Origin of the sequence: Aliarcobacter vitoriensis, from assembly GCF_003316695.1 — a bacterium.
Classification (GTDB): Bacteria; Campylobacterota; Campylobacteria; order Campylobacterales; family Arcobacteraceae; genus Aliarcobacter; species Aliarcobacter vitoriensis.
Genome location: NZ_PDKB01000002.1, coordinates 69439 through 90344, shown reverse-complemented (window position 1 = coordinate 90344; position 20906 = coordinate 69439). Strand labels below are relative to the sequence as shown.

Below are 20906 nucleotides of genomic sequence, written 5' to 3'. Positions count from 1 at the left end.
ATAAAATATAGTTTATTGTTTTCATAAAATTTTAAAATCTCTCTAAAACATTATATGCAGTATCTCTTTTTGCAGGAATTTCACCGATATCTTTTATAAGTCTTATCATCTCATCTTGATTCATTCTATTTGATGCACCTGCTGCTTTTACAACATTTTCTTCCATCATTGTACTTCCCAAGTCATTTGCACCAAACTTTAATGCCATTTGACCAATATATGAACCTTGAGTAACCCATGAACTTTGAAAATTTTTAAAATTATCTAAATATAGTCTTGAAACGGCTAACAATCTTAAGTATCTATTTGATGATTGTGGTTTTATCTCTGGATGTTCTTCAAGAAGTTGAGTGTTTTCACCTTGAAAACTCCACATAATAAATGCTCTAAATCCACCAGTTTCATCTTGTAATTTTCGTAAGTGCTCCCAGTGTTCAATTATCTCTTCATCAGTTTCAACTGTTCCAAACATCATAGTTGCAGTAGTTTTCATACCAATAGAGTGAGCAAGTCTATGAACTTCTAGCCATTCATCTGTATCCATTTTTTTAGGAGCAATTATATCTCTTACTCTATCAGATAAAATCTCAGCTCCAGCTCCTGGAATTGAGCTTAAACCTTTTGCTTGAAGTCTTTTTAATACTTCAAGTTTCGATATTCTTGAAACTCTTGCTATAAAATCTATTTCTATTGCTGAAAATCCATGAATTGTAATTTGAGGATATTTTGTATGTATATGTTCTACCAATTCTTCGTAATAATCAATTTTTAAATTTGGATGAACTCCACCTTGAAATAAGATTTGTGTTCCACCAATTTCTAAAAGTTCTTCAATTTTTTTATCTATTTCATCAAATTTTAAAACATAAGAATCATCATCTTTTTTATGTCTATAAAATGCACAAAATTTACAATCAACCCAGCAAACATTCGTATAGTTTATGTTTCTATCAACTATAAATGTTGTGATTTTGTCTTTATGAAATTGGGCTTTTTTTTGGCTTGCTAATTCACCCAACTCAATTAAAGAAGCATTTTTTATTAAAAATAGTGCTTCTTCATTGCTAATACGTCTTTTTATATCAATTTCTAATTTTTTTACCATTAGAAACTTGCTCCAAATGAGAACTCAAATGATGATGTTTCATCACCTGGTTTTTTACCAATTGGTTTAGCAAATATTAATTGTAGTGGACCCATCGGAGATATCCACTCTAATAAAAGACCAGTCCCTGATCTTTTTATATCGCTAAATGAATCTTGACCAATCATACCATAATCATAAAATGCTCCCCATCTCATTTTTGCACTTGGAACTAAAGGAAAGCTTATTTCAGCCGAATTTGACCACATTTTTTTATATGGATCTGTTCTTTCTCCTGTTTCATTATTTGGGAAGGCATAAGATTTGTATCCTCTTAGAGTTCTAGGACCACCTAAATATAGAGAATCTCCTTGATTTATTTGACCATTATCTATTAACATTCTAGCTTGTGTTTTAAATCTTAAAACCCAATCAAGTTCTGTTAAATCTTCTAAAGAGTAAAAATATCTTAAACTTGCACTTGGTTTGATATATTTTGAATCTCCACCAACACCAGCATATTCAGCCGAAATATTTGCTCTGAAACCTTCTGTTGGAAAGTAAAAATCATTTGTATTGTCAAAATTTATATATGGAGTAATAGCACTATTTACATAATCTTGATTTTCAAATGGTAGTTTTCCTCTACTTGCAATATCAGTTAGTGTAGCTTGATCATAATCATATTTTTCATCTATAAAGTCAAGACTATATTTAGCTCCAACGTAAGTATTTCTTATCACTTCTTTTCCTACACCAACAGAAAACCCTTTTGTTTTTATATCAGAATCATATTTACTTCTTCTGATTTCATTATCAGTTGAGTGAATTTCAACTTCTCCATTGTAATCACTATCATTGATTGCAGGATTTTTTAGACTTAACTCAAATCTACTTGATCTTTTTGATAAATCAGCACTTAATCCTAAAGCTAATCCAGAACCAAATATATTTGCATCGCTGATAGAACCATTTACCATGAATTTATCATAAGAACCATATCCTCCACCAAGCATTAAGCTTCCAGTTGGAGCTTCTGTTACTTTTACTATGATATCCATCTTATCTTCACTGATTCTTTTTTCTTCAAACTGTACATCATCAAAAAATCTTGAACGCTTAAGTTTGTTTGTAGCATCTTTAATATCAGTAAGATTATACAAATCACCAGGTGCTAAATATACATCTCTTCTTACAACTCTATCTAAAGTTCTCGTATTTCCAGCTATTTTTACATCATTTATATATACTTGTTTTCCTGGAATTACATTGAAAACAACATCTACAAGATTTTCTTCTTCATTTTTCTTTAAATCAAATCTAACTTCTGCAAAAGCATAACCTTTATCAGCTACTAAAGTTTTTATATATTCTTGATCATCTCTTAATCTTTTAATATTAAAAGTTCTATCTTTTTTTAGTTTTAAATCATCATATATAGTATCTGGATCAACAATAGAAGAGTCTAAAAATATTGTTATATCTTTTGTAGTATATTTTTCTCCTTCTTTTATGAAGAAGTCTAATTTAGCTTGGTTTGAAGCAAAATCAATATCTAAAAATGGCTCTTTAACCTCTGCATCTAAAAAACCTTTTTCAAAATATAAGTCATTTATCCTTCTTGCATCATATTTTAGTTGGTCGATTTTCACTTCACCATCATTTTGTCCAAACCACCAAGAAGCAAACTCTTTTTCTTTATTTGCTGTAACTTTATCAAAATCATCTTGTTCTAAATTGTCAGCACCATGATAATTTGCTTTTTTGATGATAATTTCATCACCTTTGTTTACATTGAAAGTTACTTTTAAAGATTCATCACTTAAGTTTTCAGTTTCCACTTCTACAACAGAGTTTATATAACCTTCACTTTCAAGCATTTTTAAAAGAGTATCTTTTGCTTCTTTTACTCTTTTTTCACTATACATAGAACCTTTGTTTAGTTTTATAACTTTTTTGAGTGAATCTACATCTTCACTTCTAGTTTTGTAACCTTTTATATCAACATTTGCAATTGATGGTTTTTCTTTGAAAATAAGTTTGATATTTCCATCGTCATTTAATGCTTGAATATCATCAAAATATCCATAGCTATAAAATTTAATTATTGCATCATTTAATTTATTCTCATCTAAATTATCCCCAGTTTTCATATTCAGTGTTTCATTTAAAACTTGAGGAGAAACTTTACTTACATTTTTATATTCAATTGATTTAATACTACTTGCACTTAGCACGCTAGCACAAGCTAAAGACAAAATAATTGTTCGATTTTTCACAAATATCCTTATTTTCAAAAATAAAACAATAATATATCTAAATATAGTTTACATAAATCTAAAGTAGTGTATAATTTCGCTCGATTTTTAATAAAAGGTATGATTTTGAATATAGGAATTATCGGTTTAGGACTTATGGGAGGTTCTTTAGCAAAAGCTGTAAAAAGATACGGTATTGCTTCAAAAGTTTATGGTTTTACAAATAGTGAAAAAAACAAAAAAGATATTATGGATTTGAATTTAGTTGATGAGTTGGTTGATTTAGAAACTCTTAAAAAAGTATCTGATGTGATTATCTTAGCTATTCCTGTTGATGCGATAATATCTATGTTTCCAAACTTTTTAGATATAGATGAAAATACAACTATTATAGATATGGGTTCTACTAAAGAGTATATTGTAAAAAGTATTCCACCCAAAATAAGAAAAAACTTCATTGCAGCACATCCTATGACAGGAACTGAGAAATCAGGACCAAAAGCTGCTATTGATGATTTGTATGAGGGGAAAACTGTTGTTTTTTGCGATTTAGAAGACAATGCAAATATTCATGTAAATAGAGCTTTTAAAATTTTTCAAGAAATAGGTATGAGAATAGTAGTTATGGATAGCCATATACACGATATAAATGCTTGTTATATCTCTCATTTACCTCATATTATCTCTTTTTCTTTAGCAAATACTGTTATGAGTCATCAAAATCCAAAAGAGATTATAGCTTTGGCGGCTGGTGGATTTAAAGATATGAGTAGAATTGCAAAATCAAGCCCTAGAATGTGGGGAGATATTTTTAAACAAAATAGGGATAACCTTTTATCTTCTATTGAGTCATTTGAAGAACAGTTAAATAGTGCTAAAAAGCTTATAATAGATGAAAAATACGAAGAACTTGAAGAGTGGATGAAAAAAGCAAATACTTTACATGAGATTTTGTAAAAGGATTATTTTATGTTTCAAAAGAGTGTTATAGATAGTTTTAAACAAGATGAGAGTTTAGTTGCCACTAGATGGGCAGCTTTTCAAAACTACAAAGCCAAAATAGAAGCGATAAAAGATTTTAAAGAAGAAGAGTATCAAGATGGCTTTTTAAAAGATATTTTTGAGTCTTGTTTGGGATACACTCTAAAAACTACAAATCCAAGCTCTTTTAATCTTGAAAGAGAAAAGAAAAATGAAACAGATAGCAAAAAAGCTGATGGAGTTATATATCAAGATAAACAAATCATAGCTATAATTGAACTAAAAGCACAAGATACTAAAAATCTTGATAAGGTTCAACAACAAGCATTTTATTATCTATCTCAACACTCGAATGCTAAATATGTGATAATCTCAAACTTTGATGAAATAAGATTTTATATAGAAAAAAGTACAGCTTATGAAAAATTTAGCCTTTTTAATATGGATTATGAAGAGTTTAAAAAGCTTCATCTTTTACTATCATATGAGAGTATAAAAGAGCAAATTCCACTAAAAATAAAAGAAAAATCAAATCTTTTTGAACAAAATATCTCAAAAGAGCTTTATAAAGATTTTTCACTATTTAGAACAGCACTTTTTGAAAATATTGTAAAAAACAATGAAAATATAGATAAATCAACACTTTTGCGACTTACACAAAAACTATGCGATAGAATCATATTTATACTTTTTGCAGAAGATAGAGGACTTTTAAATACAAACACTATAAAAGATATAAGAAAAAGACATCAAGATGATATACACGATATTACTCTTTATGGATACTATAAAATATATTTTGAAGCTATAAATAATGGAAATGATAGATTACAAATACCAAAATATAATGGTGGATTATTTGCTAAAGATGAACTTCTTGATAGTTTAAAAATAGATGATGAAATACTAGATGAAAAAGCACAAAAGCTTTCAAACTATGATTTTGCAAGTGAAATATCTGTAAATATTTTGGGGCATATTTTTGAACAAAGTTTAACAGACCTTGAAGAGCTTCAAGCAAATATAGAAAATATAAGCTTTGATAAAACAAAATCGAAAAGAAAAAAGAGAAGAGTTAGATATAGTAGATATAAACTCTCCCAAAAATCTAAAAAAACTTACAAAAGCTGAACAACAAATAAAAGATAATCTTGAAATATATAAGAATTGGCTTTTTGAACTAAAAATACTTGATCCTGCTTGTGGAAGTGGAGCATTTTTAAATCAAGCTTTAGAATATTTGATAAATGAACATAAAAATCTTCAAAATGACTTGGCTTTGATGGGAGATTTATTTGCTTCATATCAAGTAGAAGAGAGTATTTTAGAACATAACTTATATGGTGTAGATATAAATGAAGACGCTGTTGAGATAGCAAAATTAAGTTTGTGGCTACGAACAGCACAAAAAGGAAGAATTTTAACAAAACTTAGTGATAAAATAGTTTGTGCAAATTCACTTTTAGAAATGCCATTTGAAGAGAATAGTTTTAATGTTGTTATTGGAAATCCACCGTATGTAAGACAAGAGGCTATAAAAGAGCAAAAAGAAACTTTAAGTAAAATCTACAAAGTAGCAAATGGAACAGCTGATTTATATGTATATTTTTATGAGTTGGCTATAAATATGTTAAAACAAAATGGTTTAAAAGGTTTTATCTGTTCAAATAAATTCTTTCGTGCAAAATATGGAGAAAATCTAAGAGAATATATTTTACAAAATACAACTATCTTGCAAATAGCAGATTTTAATGGTGTAAAAATATTTGAAGATGCCACAGTTGATAGTGCTATCACAATATTTAAAAAAATATCCAATAAAAATGCAACTTTTAAAGTAGTAGATGTAGATTTAATAAATAGCTATGATATGAAACAAAGTGATTTAACAAAAACTAACTTTAGTTTTTCAAATCCAAAAGAACTAGCAATAAAACAAAAAATAGAAAAGATTGGAACTCCTTTAAAAGAGTGGGATATAAATATAAATTCTGGAATAAAAACTGGATTTAATGAAGCATTTATTATAGATGAAAATACTAAAAATGAATTAATAAAAAAAGATTTTAAAAGTGCAGAAATTATTAAACCACTTTTAAAAGGTAGAGATATTAAAAAATATGATTGTATTTTTAAAGAATTATATTCAATAGCTACTTTTCCTGCTTTAAAACTAGATATAAATAACTACACAGCTATTGAAGATTATTTACAAAGTTTTGGAAAACGACTGGAACAAACAGGAGAAAAAGAAAGTAGAAAGAAAACAACTAATAAATGGTTTGAAACTCAAGGTAATATTGCTTATTATAAAGATTTTCAACAAGAAAAAATAATATTTTCTAAAGCTTCAAAAGATACAGTCTTTTATTATGATAAACAACATTTTTATATAGATGTTACAGCTTATATCATTAGTGGAAACAATTTAAAATATATAATTAGTATTTTAAATTCACTTTTCTTTAAAACACAATTTTATAAATTTTATTCTGGTGGTGGAATTGATGGAGAAATGACAATATTTACATTAAAAGAGTTTCCAATTCCAAAAATAGATGAAGACTCACAAAAACCATTTATAAATCTTGTAGATGAAATTTTAGAGGCTAAGCAAAAAATCAAAGATTATAAAGTTTTATTAGATGAAGCTATCAGAATTAATAATTTTGATAGAGAAATTGCACTTAAAAAAGAGCTCGAAAAGTTAGAAAATATTTGTACAACAAATGAAAAAACTATCGACCAAATGGTTTATAAACTCTACAATTTAACGCAAGATGAGATTAAGATTGTAGAAAATATTTAAAAAGTATTACAATTTGTAATATTCGTTTTGAAATTTATGAATTTATGATAGTATCTTACTATAATTTTAAATAACCTAATTATTAAAGGGAAATATGTCAATTATTCTTAAATTACAAAAAAAATGTTTAGATAAAAATGAAAGTTTACAAGATTTACTCAGAGAGGCATTAGTTATTAGCACAAAATTAAAATTAGATGATTTCAAGGAGTGGATTAATTCTGAATTAAGAGGCTATAGTGATAATATACCTAATTATAGGATAATTAACGTACAACTAAAATTCTTTAATCCTTATCGTGGTTGGATAGATGCTATTGTAAATAAAGAATTTGAGAGTATATTATCTCGAGTAGATATTAAACAATCGATAGTAGAATTAGAAAATATGCTTATTCATTATCAAGAACATAAAACAATTCAAATGCATTTGAAAGGTGAATTTATAATTGAAATACAAAAATTATATAAAATAGATTTTAAGCCAGCACAATTTGTAAATTATATTGAAATCTATAGAATTATAAATGAAGTTAGGAATTTACTATTAGAATGGACTCTAAAACTTGAAGAGGATGGAATTATTGGTAATGACGATTTAATATTTACAGAAAAGGAAAAAGAAATGGCAAAAAATATAAATATTCAAAATTTTAATGGAATTTTAGGAGATGTTTCAAATAATAGTAATTTCTCAATAGAAGATAACTCTACAAATATATATAATGAAAATATTAACAAATTAATAGATGAAATAAAAAAATTAAATCTAAAAGAGGAGAAACAAATTATTTTAGATTTAGAAGCTTCAAAAACAAATAAAAGTGGTCTAAATGCTATTTTAGGTAATTTATTAACTAGATTTTCAGAAGTAGCAACGATTACTTCATTAGTCAAAGAACTTTTAATATAGTAAAAAATTGGAATATTTTTAATGTTATATAACTATAATAATTTTTATTCTGTTAGAAGAAATTTAATTTTTGTAAATATTTTACTTTTGATATCTTTAATTAGTGAAGAAAAAATAACTTCTATAAATTTATATTTTTTTAAAATAGATATATTAAAAATACCTTTTGTTAGTAATTTAAGTGATATTCTGGTTATTTTAACAGTTTACTTTTTTATTATATATTATTCATTTTTAATACATAATGAAAAAAAATCATTACTTGATTTGAATAATGCATTATTCCTAAAATTAAGAGAAAATAAGAAAAGTATTATTTTAAATATAATTTATCCTTTTTCAACTCCTTTCCTTTTTTTTATTGATGGTTTATCTATCAAAAATTTTGCAATAATTTTTACTCCATATATTGTTACTTTTATTAGTATATTTTTATATATTTATATTACTGTTGAACAAAATATAACATATTTTAATTTACCTTTAAAAGTATTATTGTGGATATTTGTATTAAATTTATATATAAGTTCTTTGGATTTTTTAATAGAAAAATATAAGTTTAATAAAATAAAAGATACAAAAATAAAACAAAATAATTTATTTAAAGAAAAATATAAAAATAGTAAAGATTTATTATTTAAACGAAAGTTAAAGGCTAAAAATGAAAGATATAGATAAACAAAGTTTAGAAAAAGCATATCAATTATTTGATAGTGGCTACATAGATAAAATTGAAGTAGGTACTTTAAAAGGCTTACAACAAATACATAAATATCTTTTTGATGGACTTTATCCATTTGCTGGAGAACTAAGAGAATTAAATATCTCAAAAGGTGGATTTAGATTTGCAAATAGTTTATATCTAAAAGAGATATTACCAAAAATAGAGCAAATGCCACAAAGTAATTTTAAAGAAATTATTGAAAAATATGTTGAAATGAATATTGCTCACACTTTTTTAGAATGGAATGGCAGAACCATGAGAATATGGCTAGATATGATACTCAAAAAAGAGCTTAAAAAAGTAGTAGATTGGCAAAATGTAAGTAAAGAGTTATATCTTCAAGCAATGGAGCGAAGTCCTATAAATGATTTAGAAATAAGAACATTACTTGGTGAAAATTTAACGCCTAAAGTAGATGATAGAGAAGTTATATTTAAAGGTATTGAACAGTCTTATTACTATGAGGGATATAAAAAAGATTAAAAATAATTACAATAGTTTTAAAAAAAGGAAAAAATATGCCACAAACAATAGATTTTAAAATATCAAACCATGAAATAAAAATCAAATCAGTTTTATTTTCACAAGAAAATATAGATTGGGATGATGAAGGGCTAGAGCAGGGTGTTAGTTTTGGCAAAGGTTATGCAATTTTTGACCCAATTGCTGAAGGTGAATTTTTTGCAAAAATCAATATTTCATTAAAAAATAGTTATGAAAAAGATAAAAATGCTTTAAGAGCGATAGTTATTCCTTTTGAAGTTATTAACCCTGAAAATATATATCTTTCATCTATGGAAACTATTCAAAAAGTAGATATTGATTTAGAAAAAGCAGAGTACTCTTTGTATTTTGAAGTTTGTGAGCCAGAAGATATAGATGAAGTTTACTACAACATCACATTTGTAAAAGAAAAAGCAGAAGCTAGATATTTAATAGATGATATTTTTGGTGCAAAAAAAGATGATAAACTTTTTTAGTTTATCTTTTCTATTGCTTCAAAAACCTTTATAGCTTGATAGTGTTCTTTTACATCATGACATCTTATGATTGAAGCACCATATCTTAATGCTTCAAGATGAATAGCTATTGTTCCACTAAGTCTATCTTCAATTTTTGCAGGAGTTATCATATCTATCATAGATTTTCTACTAGCCCCTATTAATAACTCATAACCAAAATGTTTAAAATGTTCTAAATTTTTAAGTAAAAGTAGATTGTGTTCTAAAGTTTTACCAAAACCAATTCCCACATCTAAAACTATATCTTTTATACCAAAAGTTTTAGCTTTTTCTATTTGTCGAGTAAAGAACGCATCAATTTCAACTATAACATCTTCATAATAGGGATTATTTTGCATAGTTGTTTGGTTATTTTGCATATGCATAATGACTGCTTGTGCTTCATATTTTGCTATTAGACGACAAACTTCATCATTTTGTAAGCCTGTTATATCATTTACTATTTTAAAGCCATGATTTAAAACATACTCTATAACTTTTGGCTCAAAAGAATCAATAGAAAAATCAACTTTTTCAAAATATCGGTTTTTATAGATAGTTTTAACTATATCTTTTATACGATTAAGCTCTTCATTTGCACTTACAGGCAAACTTCCAGGACGACTTGAAACCGCACCAATATCTATGATATTTGCACCATCTTCTATCATTTTTTCTATTTTTTGACAAGCTTGAGAGTTGTCAAATCTACTATTTTTAAAAAAAGAGTCTTCATTTGCATTTAAAACACCCATTATTTTTCTATGATAGTCTTTCTCTTTTATATAATCTTTTAAAGTTTTAGCAAATTCTTTTAAACCAAAAGGTTGTGCTAACTCTTTTTTACTTAAAATTTCAAAATGCTTAGTTGTTCCTATGAGTAGGGCATTTACATATTTATCTTTGGCGATTATAACACCATTTGGTACAGCTAAATCAGCTCCAATAGATAAAGCATCTTGTTTTAAAATATTTGCAGCACCAACATGTAAATCTTTTATAAAAAGTGTATGTATTTTTGATTTTTTTGATAATATCGAAATACCACCACTATCACAACCTAATTCTTCAAAAAACTTTTTTGTATCACTTAGTGATACTTTATATGTTTTCATTTGTTGTTTTCTCTTTCTAGTATTGATAAAAGAAGATATGTTAGGATATTTGAAGGTTTTGAATTAAGTTCTAGTAACCTAATAGATTTAAAAAATACATCTAATTCATCTTTATTTAGCTTTATATTTTCTTTATTTACTTTCAGTAAAATTGACTCAACAATACTTATAGCTTCATATTTTGTAACTCTTTGGTTTTCTTTAACAAAGTTATATATATCTTTTAAATCCATTCTTTTTATATCTAAAGCAATATCATCTTTTACTATTGATTTTTTAAGATTTTTATATGGCAATCTTGAGTAAATGGTAGGTAATAATGAGTTTTTAGATGATACAAGTATTATAAAAACTACATTATGTGGTGGTTCTTCCAAAATCTTTAAAAGAGCATTTTGTGCTTCTACTCTAAAAGTTGCTCCACATAAAAATAGATATTTTGTATCATTTGAAGCTATATAAGCCTCTTTTATAGCTTGATTTGCTTGTGCTATTTGGAATTCATCTTTTTCTTCATTTTTAATAACTCTTATTGAGTGTAATGGATAGTTTGGTAATAGTAGATTTAAACTTTCTTCTATATCATTTACTATTAAAATTGTAGAGTTATTAAAAATATCCAATTTCAACTCTCTACATTAATTTCAGCAAAAAGTGCAGCACTTAGTGTTCTATTATATAATCTAAACATTTGTAAAAGTTTCATATCAAGTCCATCATCATTTGATTTAAGATTGATTGTACCTTGTCTTTCTTCATCAAAAACCCATAGAAACGAACTTTTTGTAATTTTTGCTAAAGTTGCTCTAGTATCTTGGCTTTTCCCAATATACCAAAAACAGTACCCATTTGGAAAAGATATCTTTAACATATCTTGAATATTTGAGATATCATCTTCTGATTTTAAAGAATCTATTTGTTTGTAAAATGAACTAAAATCATAAAATGGTAAAAATGGTCTATTTAATTTATTTGAATTAATATTTGATAAAATATAGCTTAAAAACCAATCTCTATCTTTATCTGTGATTATTAAAACTGAGTAGTTTTTATCCAAAATATTTGTAATATTTTTAGATACAAGTGGTGCCCACTCAAATTTTTTCTCTTCTAACCAAGGAGATATAAGTCTATCTTCCCTGATTGTATCTACTGTCCAATTAAGAAATTCTTGCACTACTATTTATCCAATTCATAAGCATCATGTAAAGCACGAACAGCTAATTCAGCATATTTTTCATCTATAATCATAGAAATTTTAATCTCACTTGTTGAGATAATTCTTATATTTATATTCTCATTTGCCAAAGCTGTAAATGCTTTTGAAGCAACTCCAGTGTGAGATTTCATTCCAACACCTACAATAGAAACTTTACAGATAGCTTCATTGTAATCAATATTTTTTGCTTCAGCAGTAAATTGAGTCATAACTTTTTTACAAATTTCCAAATCTGTTGTAGGAATTGTAAAATCCAAATCTGTTGTTCCGTCCAATCCTCTTGTTTGAACAATCATATCTACATTTATATTTTTATCAGCCAAAGCTGTAAATATAGCACTTGCAACACCTGGTCTATCTATAACTCCATACATTCCAACTCTAACTTGATTTTTATCTAAAGCTATCCCACTTACTATCGGTTTTTCCATAATATTCTCTTCCTTTGTGATTAATGTACCTTCAACTTCTGGTGTAAAGCTACTTCTTGATACTAAATTTACATTTAATTTTTTTGCCATCTCTACTGATCTGTTTTGTAGAACTTTTGCACCCAAACTTGCAAGTTCTAACATCTCATCATAAGATATTTTTTCTAGTTTTTTAGCTTTTGGTTCAATTCTTGGATCAGTTGTATAGATACCATCAACATCTGTATAAATCTCACAAACATCAGCTTTTATAGCTCCTGCAATTGCAACAGCAGATAAATCACTTCCTCCACGTCCTAAAGTTGTAACTCTTGAACCATCCAATGTTACACCTTGAAAACCTGCAACTATGATAGTATAACCATCTTTTATTGCATCTTTCATTTTTGATGTATCAATTTTTTCTATTCTAGCTTTTGTATGACAAGAATCTGTTAAAATCCCAGCTTCTCTTCCACTCATAGATATAGTTTTATATCCCATTTCATTCAAAGCAATAGAAAGTAAAGCTGATGTTACTCTTTCACCAGAACTTAATAACATATCCATTTCTTTTAAATCTGGAGTTTTTGTATAATATTGAGCATATTCAATAAGCTTATTTGTTTCTCCACTCATAGCAGAAACAATAGCTATAACATCATCACCATCATCTTTCATTTTTTTAATGATATTTGCAACATTTTGAATTCTATCAAGTGCACCAACACTTGTTCCACCAAACTTCAACACTTTTAACATCTGTTTTTCTTTCCTTTTTTAAATATAACCCTCTTGTTTAAAATACCTCAAAACTTGTTTGTAAACAGTTCTTTTAAAAAAAGTTATATATTCATAAATATCTTTAGTAGGTACAAATTTATATTCGCTAAATTCAGGAATTTCTGTATTTATATCTATTTTAGCACCCTTTTTTAGTTTTACTAAATAATATTTTTGCTTTTGACCATCAAATGGATACATTTTTTGAGCAATAGTTGGCGGAAACTCATAAGATACCCAATTTGGATACTCTGCAATTATTTCCACATCTTTTGTTCCTATTTCCTCTTCAAGTTCTCTAAATAGAGCTTCTTTTGTAGTTTCACCATCATCAATTCCACCTTGTGGAAACTGCCATGCATTGTCAATATCTACTCTTGAGGCTATAAAAATTTCACATTTTGCTGGATATTTTGCTGATAATATAATAGCTGCAACATTTGGTCTAAAATTCTTTTTCTCTTTTTTAATCTCTTCTTTATCAGTCATAAATATAATTTTCCTTATAATTAGCCCGATATTTTATAAAATATAGGATTAAAAATTGCTTTTATACATACATATTCCTTTTTGTGATAGCAAGTGCTTTTATTGTGCTTTCAACTCATATACAACAAAAAACAAATTAAAAGAGAACTATATAAATGCCTTAAAAATACAACTTAAAGAGAATATTTTAAAGCATTTAAAAACATCAAATAAACTTTTAAATACGATATTTATAGGTGGAGGAACTCCATCGACAATAGATGCTATTCTTTACAAAGATATTTTTGATATGCTAAAACCTTATTTCTCAAAAAATATAGAGATAACTACTGAAGCAAATCCAAATTCAGCAACTTTTGAATGGCAAAAGCAAATGTTTGATTTGGGAGTAAATCGTATAAGTTTTGGAGTACAAAGTTTTAATGATGAAAAACTAAAATTTCTGGGAAGAAATCATAATGAAAATAATGCTATAAAAGCTATACAAAATGCAAAAAATATAGGTTTTAATAGTATTAATTGTGATATTATTTATGGTGTTATGAATGATGATTTTGAACTTATTAAAAAAGATTTTGATACTATTTTGACTTTAGGAATAGGACATATTAGTGCATATTCATTGATAATAGAAGAGGGTACAAAATTTCATTTAAATGAGAAATCTTTAAATAAAACAAAACAGAGCCTAAAAATAGATGATGAAGAGTTATCATATAAGCTTTTTGATTATCTAAAAAGTATTGGTTTTGAACAATATGAAATAGCAAACTTTGCAAAAGATGATAAGTTCCAATCAAAACATAATTTTGGTTATTGGGAACATAAAGAGTATTTGGGAGTTGGAGCAGGAGCTGTTGCTTATGTAAATAAAAAACGGGAATATAGCCAAAAAAGTGTAGAAGAGTATATCAAAAATCCTACTTATATAGATACAGAAGAGTTAAATGATGAAGATGTAAAGAGTGAAAAAGTTTTACTTGGATTTAGAAGTAAAGTTGGAGTAGCTTTAGATATTTTTAGTGATAAAGAATTAAAAAAAATTGATGATTTAGTACAAATAGATAAAGTTTGTATAGCAGAAAATATAGTTTATAATAATAATTTTTTATTAGCAGATGAAGTTTCTTTATATATCTTAGATTAAAAGTTTAAATAAAAAAGGTGTTAAATGACGATAAAAGATTGCGTTAAAAAGTTTTCTAGTGAATTAAAATTAGTTACGCATATTCCAGCAAAAGAAGTAGAGATACTAATAATGTATCTTTTAGATAAAAACTCTATTTGGCTTCATCTAAACTACAATAATGAGTTTGAAAAGGTGAAAGAACTAGAAAAACTTGTAAAACAAAGGGCTACAAATTATCCTTTGGAGTATATTATTGGTAAAGCATCATTTTATGGAGAACAATTTATTGTTGAACAAGGAGTTCTAATTCCTCGTCCTGAAACAGAGCTTTTAGTGGATAATTGTTTAGAAATTTTAAAAGATTTAGAAAAACCTGTTAAAATACTAGAAATAGGTGTTGGAAGTGGGATAATATCTGTAATGTTAGCTTTATTAGTAGAAAATATAAAGATAATTGCAGTTGATATAAATCCTAATGCTTTAGAGTTGGCACAAAAAAATGCAAAAAAACATAATGTTTTAGATAAAATTGAGTTTCGTTTGAGTAATTTATATGAAAATGTTTTAGAAGATGATATTTGTATGACGATTTCAAATCCTCCATATATAGCAAATGATTATAAGCTACCACAAAATGTAGAATTTGAACCTAAAAATGCACTTTTTGGTGGAATTGTTGGAGATGAGTTATTAAAAAATATAGTAAAAAATACAGCAGACAGAAAAATTCCATATCTTCTTTGTGAAATGGGATATGATCAAAAAGCCTCTTTAGAAAGCTTTTTTAAAACCTTTAGTATTGAAAAATATAGTTTTTACAAGGATTATGAGAGTTTTGATAGAGGATTTACAATAAAATTTAAAAAGGAAAAAGATGTTTAAAGAGTTTAATTTAGAAAATTTAGAGAAATCTAGTGTTATTTTAGAAGAGTTATTAAATAGTAGTAGAAAAAAAGTTGAAGAACTTTTAAAGATTGAAATTAAAACTTATAAAAATTTTGTTTTACCATTTCAAGAAATAGGGGAGAGTATCAATGAATTTATCACTCCAATATTTCATATTGATTCAGTTAAGAATTCAGAAATAACTTCAAAAGTATATGAAGAGTGCTTACCAATTATATCAAAATATGAAAGTGAGATAAGTCAAAATGAGAATATTTATATGTCTTTAAAAGATATACAATATAACGAAAATAACACTTTAAATAATATACAAAATAAAGTTTTAGAAAATGAGATAAGAGACTTTGAACTATCTGGTTGCAACTTAGATAATAATAAAAAGAAAAGACTTGAAGATATGGATTTATTAAAAAGTGAGTTATCACATAAATTTTCTCAAAACCTTTTAAAAGCTACAAATAGTTATGAATTGATTATTGAAGATTTTGAAGATGTAAAAGAGATACCACAATCTGATTTAGAACTAGCCAAATTTGAAGAAGATGGTAAAACAAAATATAAATTTACACTTCAAATGCCATCATATCTAGCTTATATGACTTATGGTTCAAACAGAGATAAAAGAGAAGAGTTGTACAAAGCATACACAACACGGGCAAGTGAAAATGGCAAAATAATAGAAGATCTTTTATCTTTAAAATATGAAAAATCAAAAATATTAGGGTTTGAAAACTTTGCACAATACTCACTAGCTACAAAAATGGCAAAAAATGAAGATGAAGTTGTAAATTTTTTAATTGAACTTGGAAAAAAAGTAAAACCAAAAGCTATAAAAGAGTTAGAAGAAATAAAAGAGTTGGCTTTAAAAGATGGAATTATAGATTTTAGACCTTCAGATATAAGTTATTATAGTGAAAAGCTAAAAAAAGCTCAATATGATTTAGATGAAGAGTATTATCGACCATATTTTGAACAAAATTCTGTTTTAAAAGGTTTTTTTAATTTTTTAGAGGCTATGTTTGGAGTTAAATTTACAAAAAATAAAGCAAAAGCTTGGGATGATAAAGTTCAAGTTTATGATTTAAGTGAAAATGGAAAGGTAAGTGCTAGAATTTATATAGACTTAGAGTCAAGAAAAGATAAAAGAGGTGGTGCTTGGATGAATAATTGGCACTCATATTTTAAAAATTCTAATGGCGATATAAATCTTCCAACAGCTTATATAGTAGGTAATTTCCCACAATCTACAAATGAAATCCCATCTTTATTAAGACATAGTGATGTTGTAACTCTTTTTCATGAAATGGGACATGCTCTGCATCATTTGTTGAGTAAAGTTGATGAACCATTTGTAAGTGGTATTTCTGGTGTTACATGGGATACAGTTGAATTTCCATCACAATTTTTAGAGTATTTCTCTTATGATAAAGATGTATTAAAATTGTTTGCAAAACATTATAAAACAGGTGAAGTTTTAGATGATGAAGCAATAAATAAGATAATAAAAGCAAAAAATTTCCAATCATCTATGGCTACTTTAAGACAAATTGAATTTGCATTGTTTGATTTTAAACTTCATCAAGATTTATACAAAACTGAAGATAAAGTACAAAATTTACTTGATAGTATAAGAGAAGAGTTTGCAGTTGTTATACCACCAAAATATAATAAATTTCAAAATGGATTTTCACATATTTTTGCTGGTGGTTATAGTGCAGGGTATTACTCATATAAATGGGCTGAAGTACTAAGTGCTGATGCTTTTTATATGTTTATAGAGTCTGGAAATATATTTAATAAAGAGTTAGGACAAAAATATAAAGATTGTATTTTAAGTCAAGGAGGTTCATACAATATGGATAAGTTATTTTTTGATTTTGCACAAAGAAATCCAAAAGTTGAATCGTTATTAAAAATTGATGGAATTATTTAGCTAAATTTTGTAATAATACGGTTTTAATATATAACTAATAAGGATTTAATAACTATGACAAATGCAGAAACAATTTCAAAACTAAATAATGCTTTAAGTACTTTAATCAAGGCTTATGAAGAACTTCAAGGAGAGAATGAAGGTTTAAAAATAAGAATAAATGAGTTAGAAGAAGATGTATTTAACCTTGAGTTAGCAAAAGAGGACTTAGAGAAAAGTGTTGATGAGCTTAAGAATAATACAGAAGAAGATAAGACACATATTTCAACTATGCTTGGACAAATTGAAACTATTTTAAATAAAAGTAGTGTTAATACACAAAATAGCATCTTAAGTGATGTTAATGTTAGCTCTTCAACTACTACTGAGTCAAATTTACAATCAGTAGATAATCTTTTAGGACTTTCTTATTCTGAAACAACAAATGAAGATGAAAAAGATGAAGAACCTAATATTTTAAATACATTTAGCAATGAAGAAAAATCTGAAGATGAAGAAGATGATAATAGAGTTGATTTAACTGATCCAAGATTGAACTCTTTGCTTGGAATAAATCAGTAAAATAGAGTTTAGAGTGATATTTTGTATTGATAAAAATTCTATTTTAAACCTTTTTGGAGTTGAAAATTTTAACTTACTAGAAAGTAAAATAGATAATATGTCACCATCGTTAGTGGAGTATCATTTAGCTAATTTTTGTAATATTAGTGATGATATATCGTATTTCAATAAACGAGATATTGAAAATAGTTTCTCTATAGGGGAATATAGTATTTATTTGGATTATGATGAAAATATATATTTAGAAGTACAAGAGTCAAATTTAGATAATTTGACTCAATCTTTTTGGTAAAAATATTTAAAAAATTTCTGTAGTTTTTTTGAGTCTTTCTTTATCAAAATGAGTATAAATTCTACTTGTATTAATATCAGCATGACCTAAAGCTTCTTGTACAAGTATTAAATCATGGTGTTTTGAGTAGAGTAATGTAGCAAAAGAGTGCCGTAACATATGAGCTCCATTTTTTTCTTTTCGTATACCAGCACTTATTAGTATATTTTCTACAACTCTACTAATATAAGCTTGCGTTAGCCTTTCACCTTTTTGGTTGCAAACAAGTAAATCATTTTGACAAACTCTCATATTTAACCAGTTTTGTAAGTCATTCTCAATGATATATTTTTTAATCATCACGACTCTTGGTTTATTTCCTTTTCCTCTGATTTGAAGCATATATACATCATCTTCTTTAAATAAATCTTTTATTTTTAAGTTTAAAACTTCACTAACCCTAACACCTGTGTAAATTATGATTTTTAAAATAAGTCTATTTCTATAAGCAGTATTATCTGTAAATTCAAAATTATCAATAGCTTCTAAAAACTTATCAATTTCATCTTTATTCATAAAAGAGGGTAGTTTAGTACCACTTTTACCACTTAAACCACCCCAATTTTTTAATTCAATTTTAAATAAATATGAGCTTCCATCTTCATTTTCATTTTGTTTATCTATATATGAAAACAAAGATAGTAGTGCAATTCTATGATTTTTTTTTGAAGCATCAGATAAAGAACTTGTTTGGCTAGCTAAAAAGTCACTAATTAGTTCTTCATCAATTTCTTTCATAGAAGCTAAACCTAAAGAATTTGTATAGTTGTATAATTTTAAAAGAGGATTAAAATATGTATTTATACCACTTAATCCAATATTTCTTGCTTCTTTTACTAAAATCTCCAATTCTTCAATAGATTTTGTACCTTTAACTAAGTTTTGAATAATTGAAGCTAACTTATCTTTATTTGTTACTTGTCGATTAGATAGACTTGTAAGTTTATTTCTCACAAATCGTTCTATCCAAAAAAGTAAAGTAATATTGAAACTATTTTTAAAATCTAATTCATATCTCATAGAGAACCTTTATAATGGGTTGTATTTAATAAAAAGATTGTATCAAAATATATATTAATATTGGTTTGAAAATTATAGTTTTCAATACTAAATAAATAATTCTATGCAATCTTAATAGTTTACATAGAATTATTTATCTTTATACAATTATCTAATTTTACCATTTGAAAAAGAAATTATATAATCAGCAATTTCATCTAAATGAACAATATCTTTAACAGCTCCAGCTTGTATGGCTTTCATTGGCATTCCAAATACAACACAACTAGCTTCATTTTGGGCAATTGTATATGCTCCATTATCAAATAGTTCTTTCATAGCAATAGTTCCATCATCTCCCATTCCTGTCATCATAACAGCCATAGCACTTCCACCAACTGTATTGTTTACAGAACGAAAAAGTACATCAACACTAGGTTTATGTTGGCTTACTTTTTTAGTATCCAATAATTTTGTTCTTAGTTCATTACCAATTTTTTCTATTGTTAAGTGCATATTTCCAGGAGCTAAATACCCATGCCCTCTTTCCAAAATCATACCATCTTTAGCTTCACATACATTTACATTTGAATAGTCATTTAGTCTTTGTGCAAAAGAGTTAGAAAATCCATAAGGAATATGTTGAGTTATAACAATTGGTGGTAAATTAGATGGTAGTTTACTAAATACTCTTAATAAAGATTCTACTCCACCAGTTGAAGAACCAATAGCTATGACCTTTTGTCCACTAAAAGTTGCCGCGCGAAGAGGAATAACTTCATCAGGATGGACCTTATAATCAACATTTTGAGTTTGGATATAACCTTTTTTTTGTGGTTTAGGTTTTTTTAAGGTATATTTTTTAAGTAGAAATGTTAAACTTAAAAGAGTATCTTTTATTCTATCATTAAAAGATTCCATAGACTCACCCATCTCTGGTTTTGGAATAAATCCAACTGCACCATCATCAAAAATATCACTTCCTCTTACACTCTCTCCAGATATTACAACTGCCGGCATAGGATGAAGTCTATTTAGATTTCTTAAGAATGTAACTCCATCCATCTTTGGCATATTTATGTCTATTGTTACTAAGTCGGGTTCATATTCTTTTATTTTTTCTCTTGCTTCATAAGCATCATTTGCTACATCTATAACTTCAAATTCATCAATAGAGTTTATCATATCCTTTAAAACTCTTCTCATTGAAGCTGAATCATCTATTATCAATACAGTATACATAAATTTATCCTATAAATAT

At 26.5% G+C, this 20906-nt stretch carries 21 protein-coding genes; 12 read left to right on the top strand and 9 right to left on the bottom strand.

Annotated elements, in window-relative coordinates; genetic code table 11:
• Positions 1-31: 31 nt before the first annotated feature.
• On the bottom strand, positions 32-1105 hold the full coding sequence (locus tag CRU91_RS01390; RefSeq protein WP_113892625.1) for a dehypoxanthine futalosine cyclase: 1074 nt from the start codon (positions 1103-1105) through the stop codon (positions 32-34).
• Positions 1105-3363 carry an outer membrane protein assembly factor BamA gene (gene bamA, locus CRU91_RS01385; RefSeq protein WP_113892623.1) on the bottom strand — a complete coding sequence of 753 codons (2259 nt, stop codon included), beginning with the start codon at positions 3361-3363 and terminating at the stop codon, positions 1105-1107. Before bamA ends, CRU91_RS01390 begins: the two co-directional genes overlap by 1 nt.
• Before the next feature lie 99 nt (positions 3364-3462).
• Between bamA and CRU91_RS01380 the strand changes: the two genes are divergently transcribed.
• The 7 genes from CRU91_RS01380 (at position 3463) to comJ (ending at position 9749) form a co-directional block, all read left to right on the top strand.
• The gene (locus CRU91_RS01380) at positions 3463-4299 is read left to right on the top strand and encodes a prephenate dehydrogenase (protein WP_113892621.1); all 837 of its coding nucleotides are present in this window, start codon (positions 3463-3465) and stop codon (positions 4297-4299) included.
• A gap of 12 nt (positions 4300-4311) precedes the next feature.
• A complete protein-coding gene (locus tag CRU91_RS01375) occupies positions 4312-5454 on the top strand; it encodes a type I restriction enzyme HsdR N-terminal domain-containing protein (protein WP_113892619.1) in 1143 nt (380 codons plus the stop codon).
• Positions 5363-7132 (top strand): Eco57I restriction-modification methylase domain-containing protein, encoded by a 1770-nt coding sequence (locus CRU91_RS01370; protein ID WP_113892617.1) that lies wholly within the window; start codon positions 5363-5365, stop codon positions 7130-7132. Before CRU91_RS01375 ends, CRU91_RS01370 begins: the two co-directional genes overlap by 92 nt.
• Before the next feature lie 94 nt (positions 7133-7226).
• A complete protein-coding gene (locus tag CRU91_RS01365; RefSeq protein ID WP_113892615.1) occupies positions 7227-8045 on the top strand; it encodes an AbiTii domain-containing protein in 819 nt (272 codons plus the stop codon).
• Positions 8046-8066: 21 nt separating this feature from the next.
• The gene (locus CRU91_RS01360) at positions 8067-8723 is read left to right on the top strand and encodes a hypothetical protein (RefSeq protein WP_113892613.1); all 657 of its coding nucleotides are present in this window, start codon (positions 8067-8069) and stop codon (positions 8721-8723) included.
• Complete coding sequence (gene fic, locus CRU91_RS01355; protein ID WP_113892612.1) at positions 8707-9252, top strand: protein adenylyltransferase Fic; 546 nt, start codon at positions 8707-8709, stop codon at positions 9250-9252. Before CRU91_RS01360 ends, fic begins: the two co-directional genes overlap by 17 nt.
• Before the next feature lie 35 nt (positions 9253-9287).
• Positions 9288-9749: a competence protein ComJ gene (gene comJ, locus CRU91_RS01350; protein WP_113892610.1), complete on the top strand. Its 462-nt coding sequence runs from the start codon at positions 9288-9290 to the stop codon at positions 9747-9749.
• On the opposite strand, the gene folP is transcribed toward comJ, so the two are convergent.
• Genes folP through CRU91_RS01325 form a run of 5 tightly spaced genes read right to left on the bottom strand, consistent with a single transcriptional unit; the run spans position 9746 to position 13786 of the window.
• Complete coding sequence (gene folP / locus CRU91_RS01345; protein ID WP_113892608.1) at positions 9746-10885, bottom strand: dihydropteroate synthase; 1140 nt, start codon at positions 10883-10885, stop codon at positions 9746-9748. The two genes, comJ and folP, sit on opposite strands and share 4 nt — an antisense overlap.
• Positions 10882-11508 (bottom strand): DNA polymerase III subunit delta', encoded by a 627-nt coding sequence (locus tag CRU91_RS01340; RefSeq protein WP_113892820.1) that lies wholly within the window; start codon positions 11506-11508, stop codon positions 10882-10884. The genes folP and CRU91_RS01340 overlap by 4 nt, the downstream gene beginning before the upstream one ends.
• 2 nt (positions 11509-11510) lie before the next feature.
• On the bottom strand, positions 11511-12062 hold the full coding sequence (locus CRU91_RS01335) for a HobA family DNA replication regulator (protein WP_113892607.1): 552 nt from the start codon (positions 12060-12062) through the stop codon (positions 11511-11513).
• 2 nt (positions 12063-12064) lie between these two features.
• Positions 12065-13276 (bottom strand): aspartate kinase, encoded by a 1212-nt coding sequence (locus tag CRU91_RS01330; protein WP_113892605.1) that lies wholly within the window; start codon positions 13274-13276, stop codon positions 12065-12067.
• 18 nt (positions 13277-13294) lie between these two features.
• On the bottom strand, positions 13295-13786 hold the full coding sequence (locus tag CRU91_RS01325; protein WP_113892603.1) for an RNA pyrophosphohydrolase: 492 nt from the start codon (positions 13784-13786) through the stop codon (positions 13295-13297).
• A gap of 55 nt (positions 13787-13841) precedes the next feature.
• Here CRU91_RS01325 and hemW point away from each other — a divergent pair, with 55 nt between their 5' ends.
• The 5 genes from hemW to CRU91_RS01300 are packed head-to-tail and all read left to right on the top strand — an operon-like array spanning position 13842 to position 18607.
• Positions 13842-14933, top strand: a complete 1092-nt coding sequence (gene hemW / locus CRU91_RS01320; RefSeq protein WP_113892601.1) for a radical SAM family heme chaperone HemW — start codon at positions 13842-13844, stop codon at positions 14931-14933.
• A gap of 24 nt (positions 14934-14957) precedes the next feature.
• Entirely contained in the window at positions 14958-15797 is an 840-nt protein-coding gene (gene prmC / locus CRU91_RS01315; RefSeq protein WP_113892599.1) for a peptide chain release factor N(5)-glutamine methyltransferase, read from the top strand.
• Complete coding sequence (locus CRU91_RS01310; protein WP_113892597.1) at positions 15790-17754, top strand: M3 family metallopeptidase; 1965 nt, start codon at positions 15790-15792, stop codon at positions 17752-17754. Before prmC ends, CRU91_RS01310 begins: the two co-directional genes overlap by 8 nt.
• 54 nt (positions 17755-17808) lie before the next feature.
• Positions 17809-18315, top strand: coding sequence for a hypothetical protein (locus CRU91_RS01305; RefSeq protein ID WP_113892595.1), 507 nt, complete (start codon positions 17809-17811; stop codon positions 18313-18315).
• A 13-nt stretch (positions 18316-18328) separates the two neighbouring features.
• Positions 18329-18607, top strand: coding sequence for a hypothetical protein (locus CRU91_RS01300; RefSeq protein ID WP_113892593.1), 279 nt, complete (start codon positions 18329-18331; stop codon positions 18605-18607).
• A gap of 6 nt (positions 18608-18613) precedes the next feature.
• Here the strand turns inward: CRU91_RS01300 and CRU91_RS01295 are convergent, their stop codons facing one another.
• Entirely contained in the window at positions 18614-19666 is a 1053-nt protein-coding gene (locus tag CRU91_RS01295) for a tyrosine-type recombinase/integrase (RefSeq protein ID WP_113892591.1), read from the bottom strand.
• A gap of 147 nt (positions 19667-19813) precedes the next feature.
• Positions 19814-20887 carry a protein-glutamate methylesterase/protein-glutamine glutaminase gene (locus tag CRU91_RS01290; protein ID WP_113892589.1) on the bottom strand — a complete coding sequence of 358 codons (1074 nt, stop codon included), beginning with the start codon at positions 20885-20887 and terminating at the stop codon, positions 19814-19816.
• Positions 20888-20906: the final 19 nt, after the last annotated feature.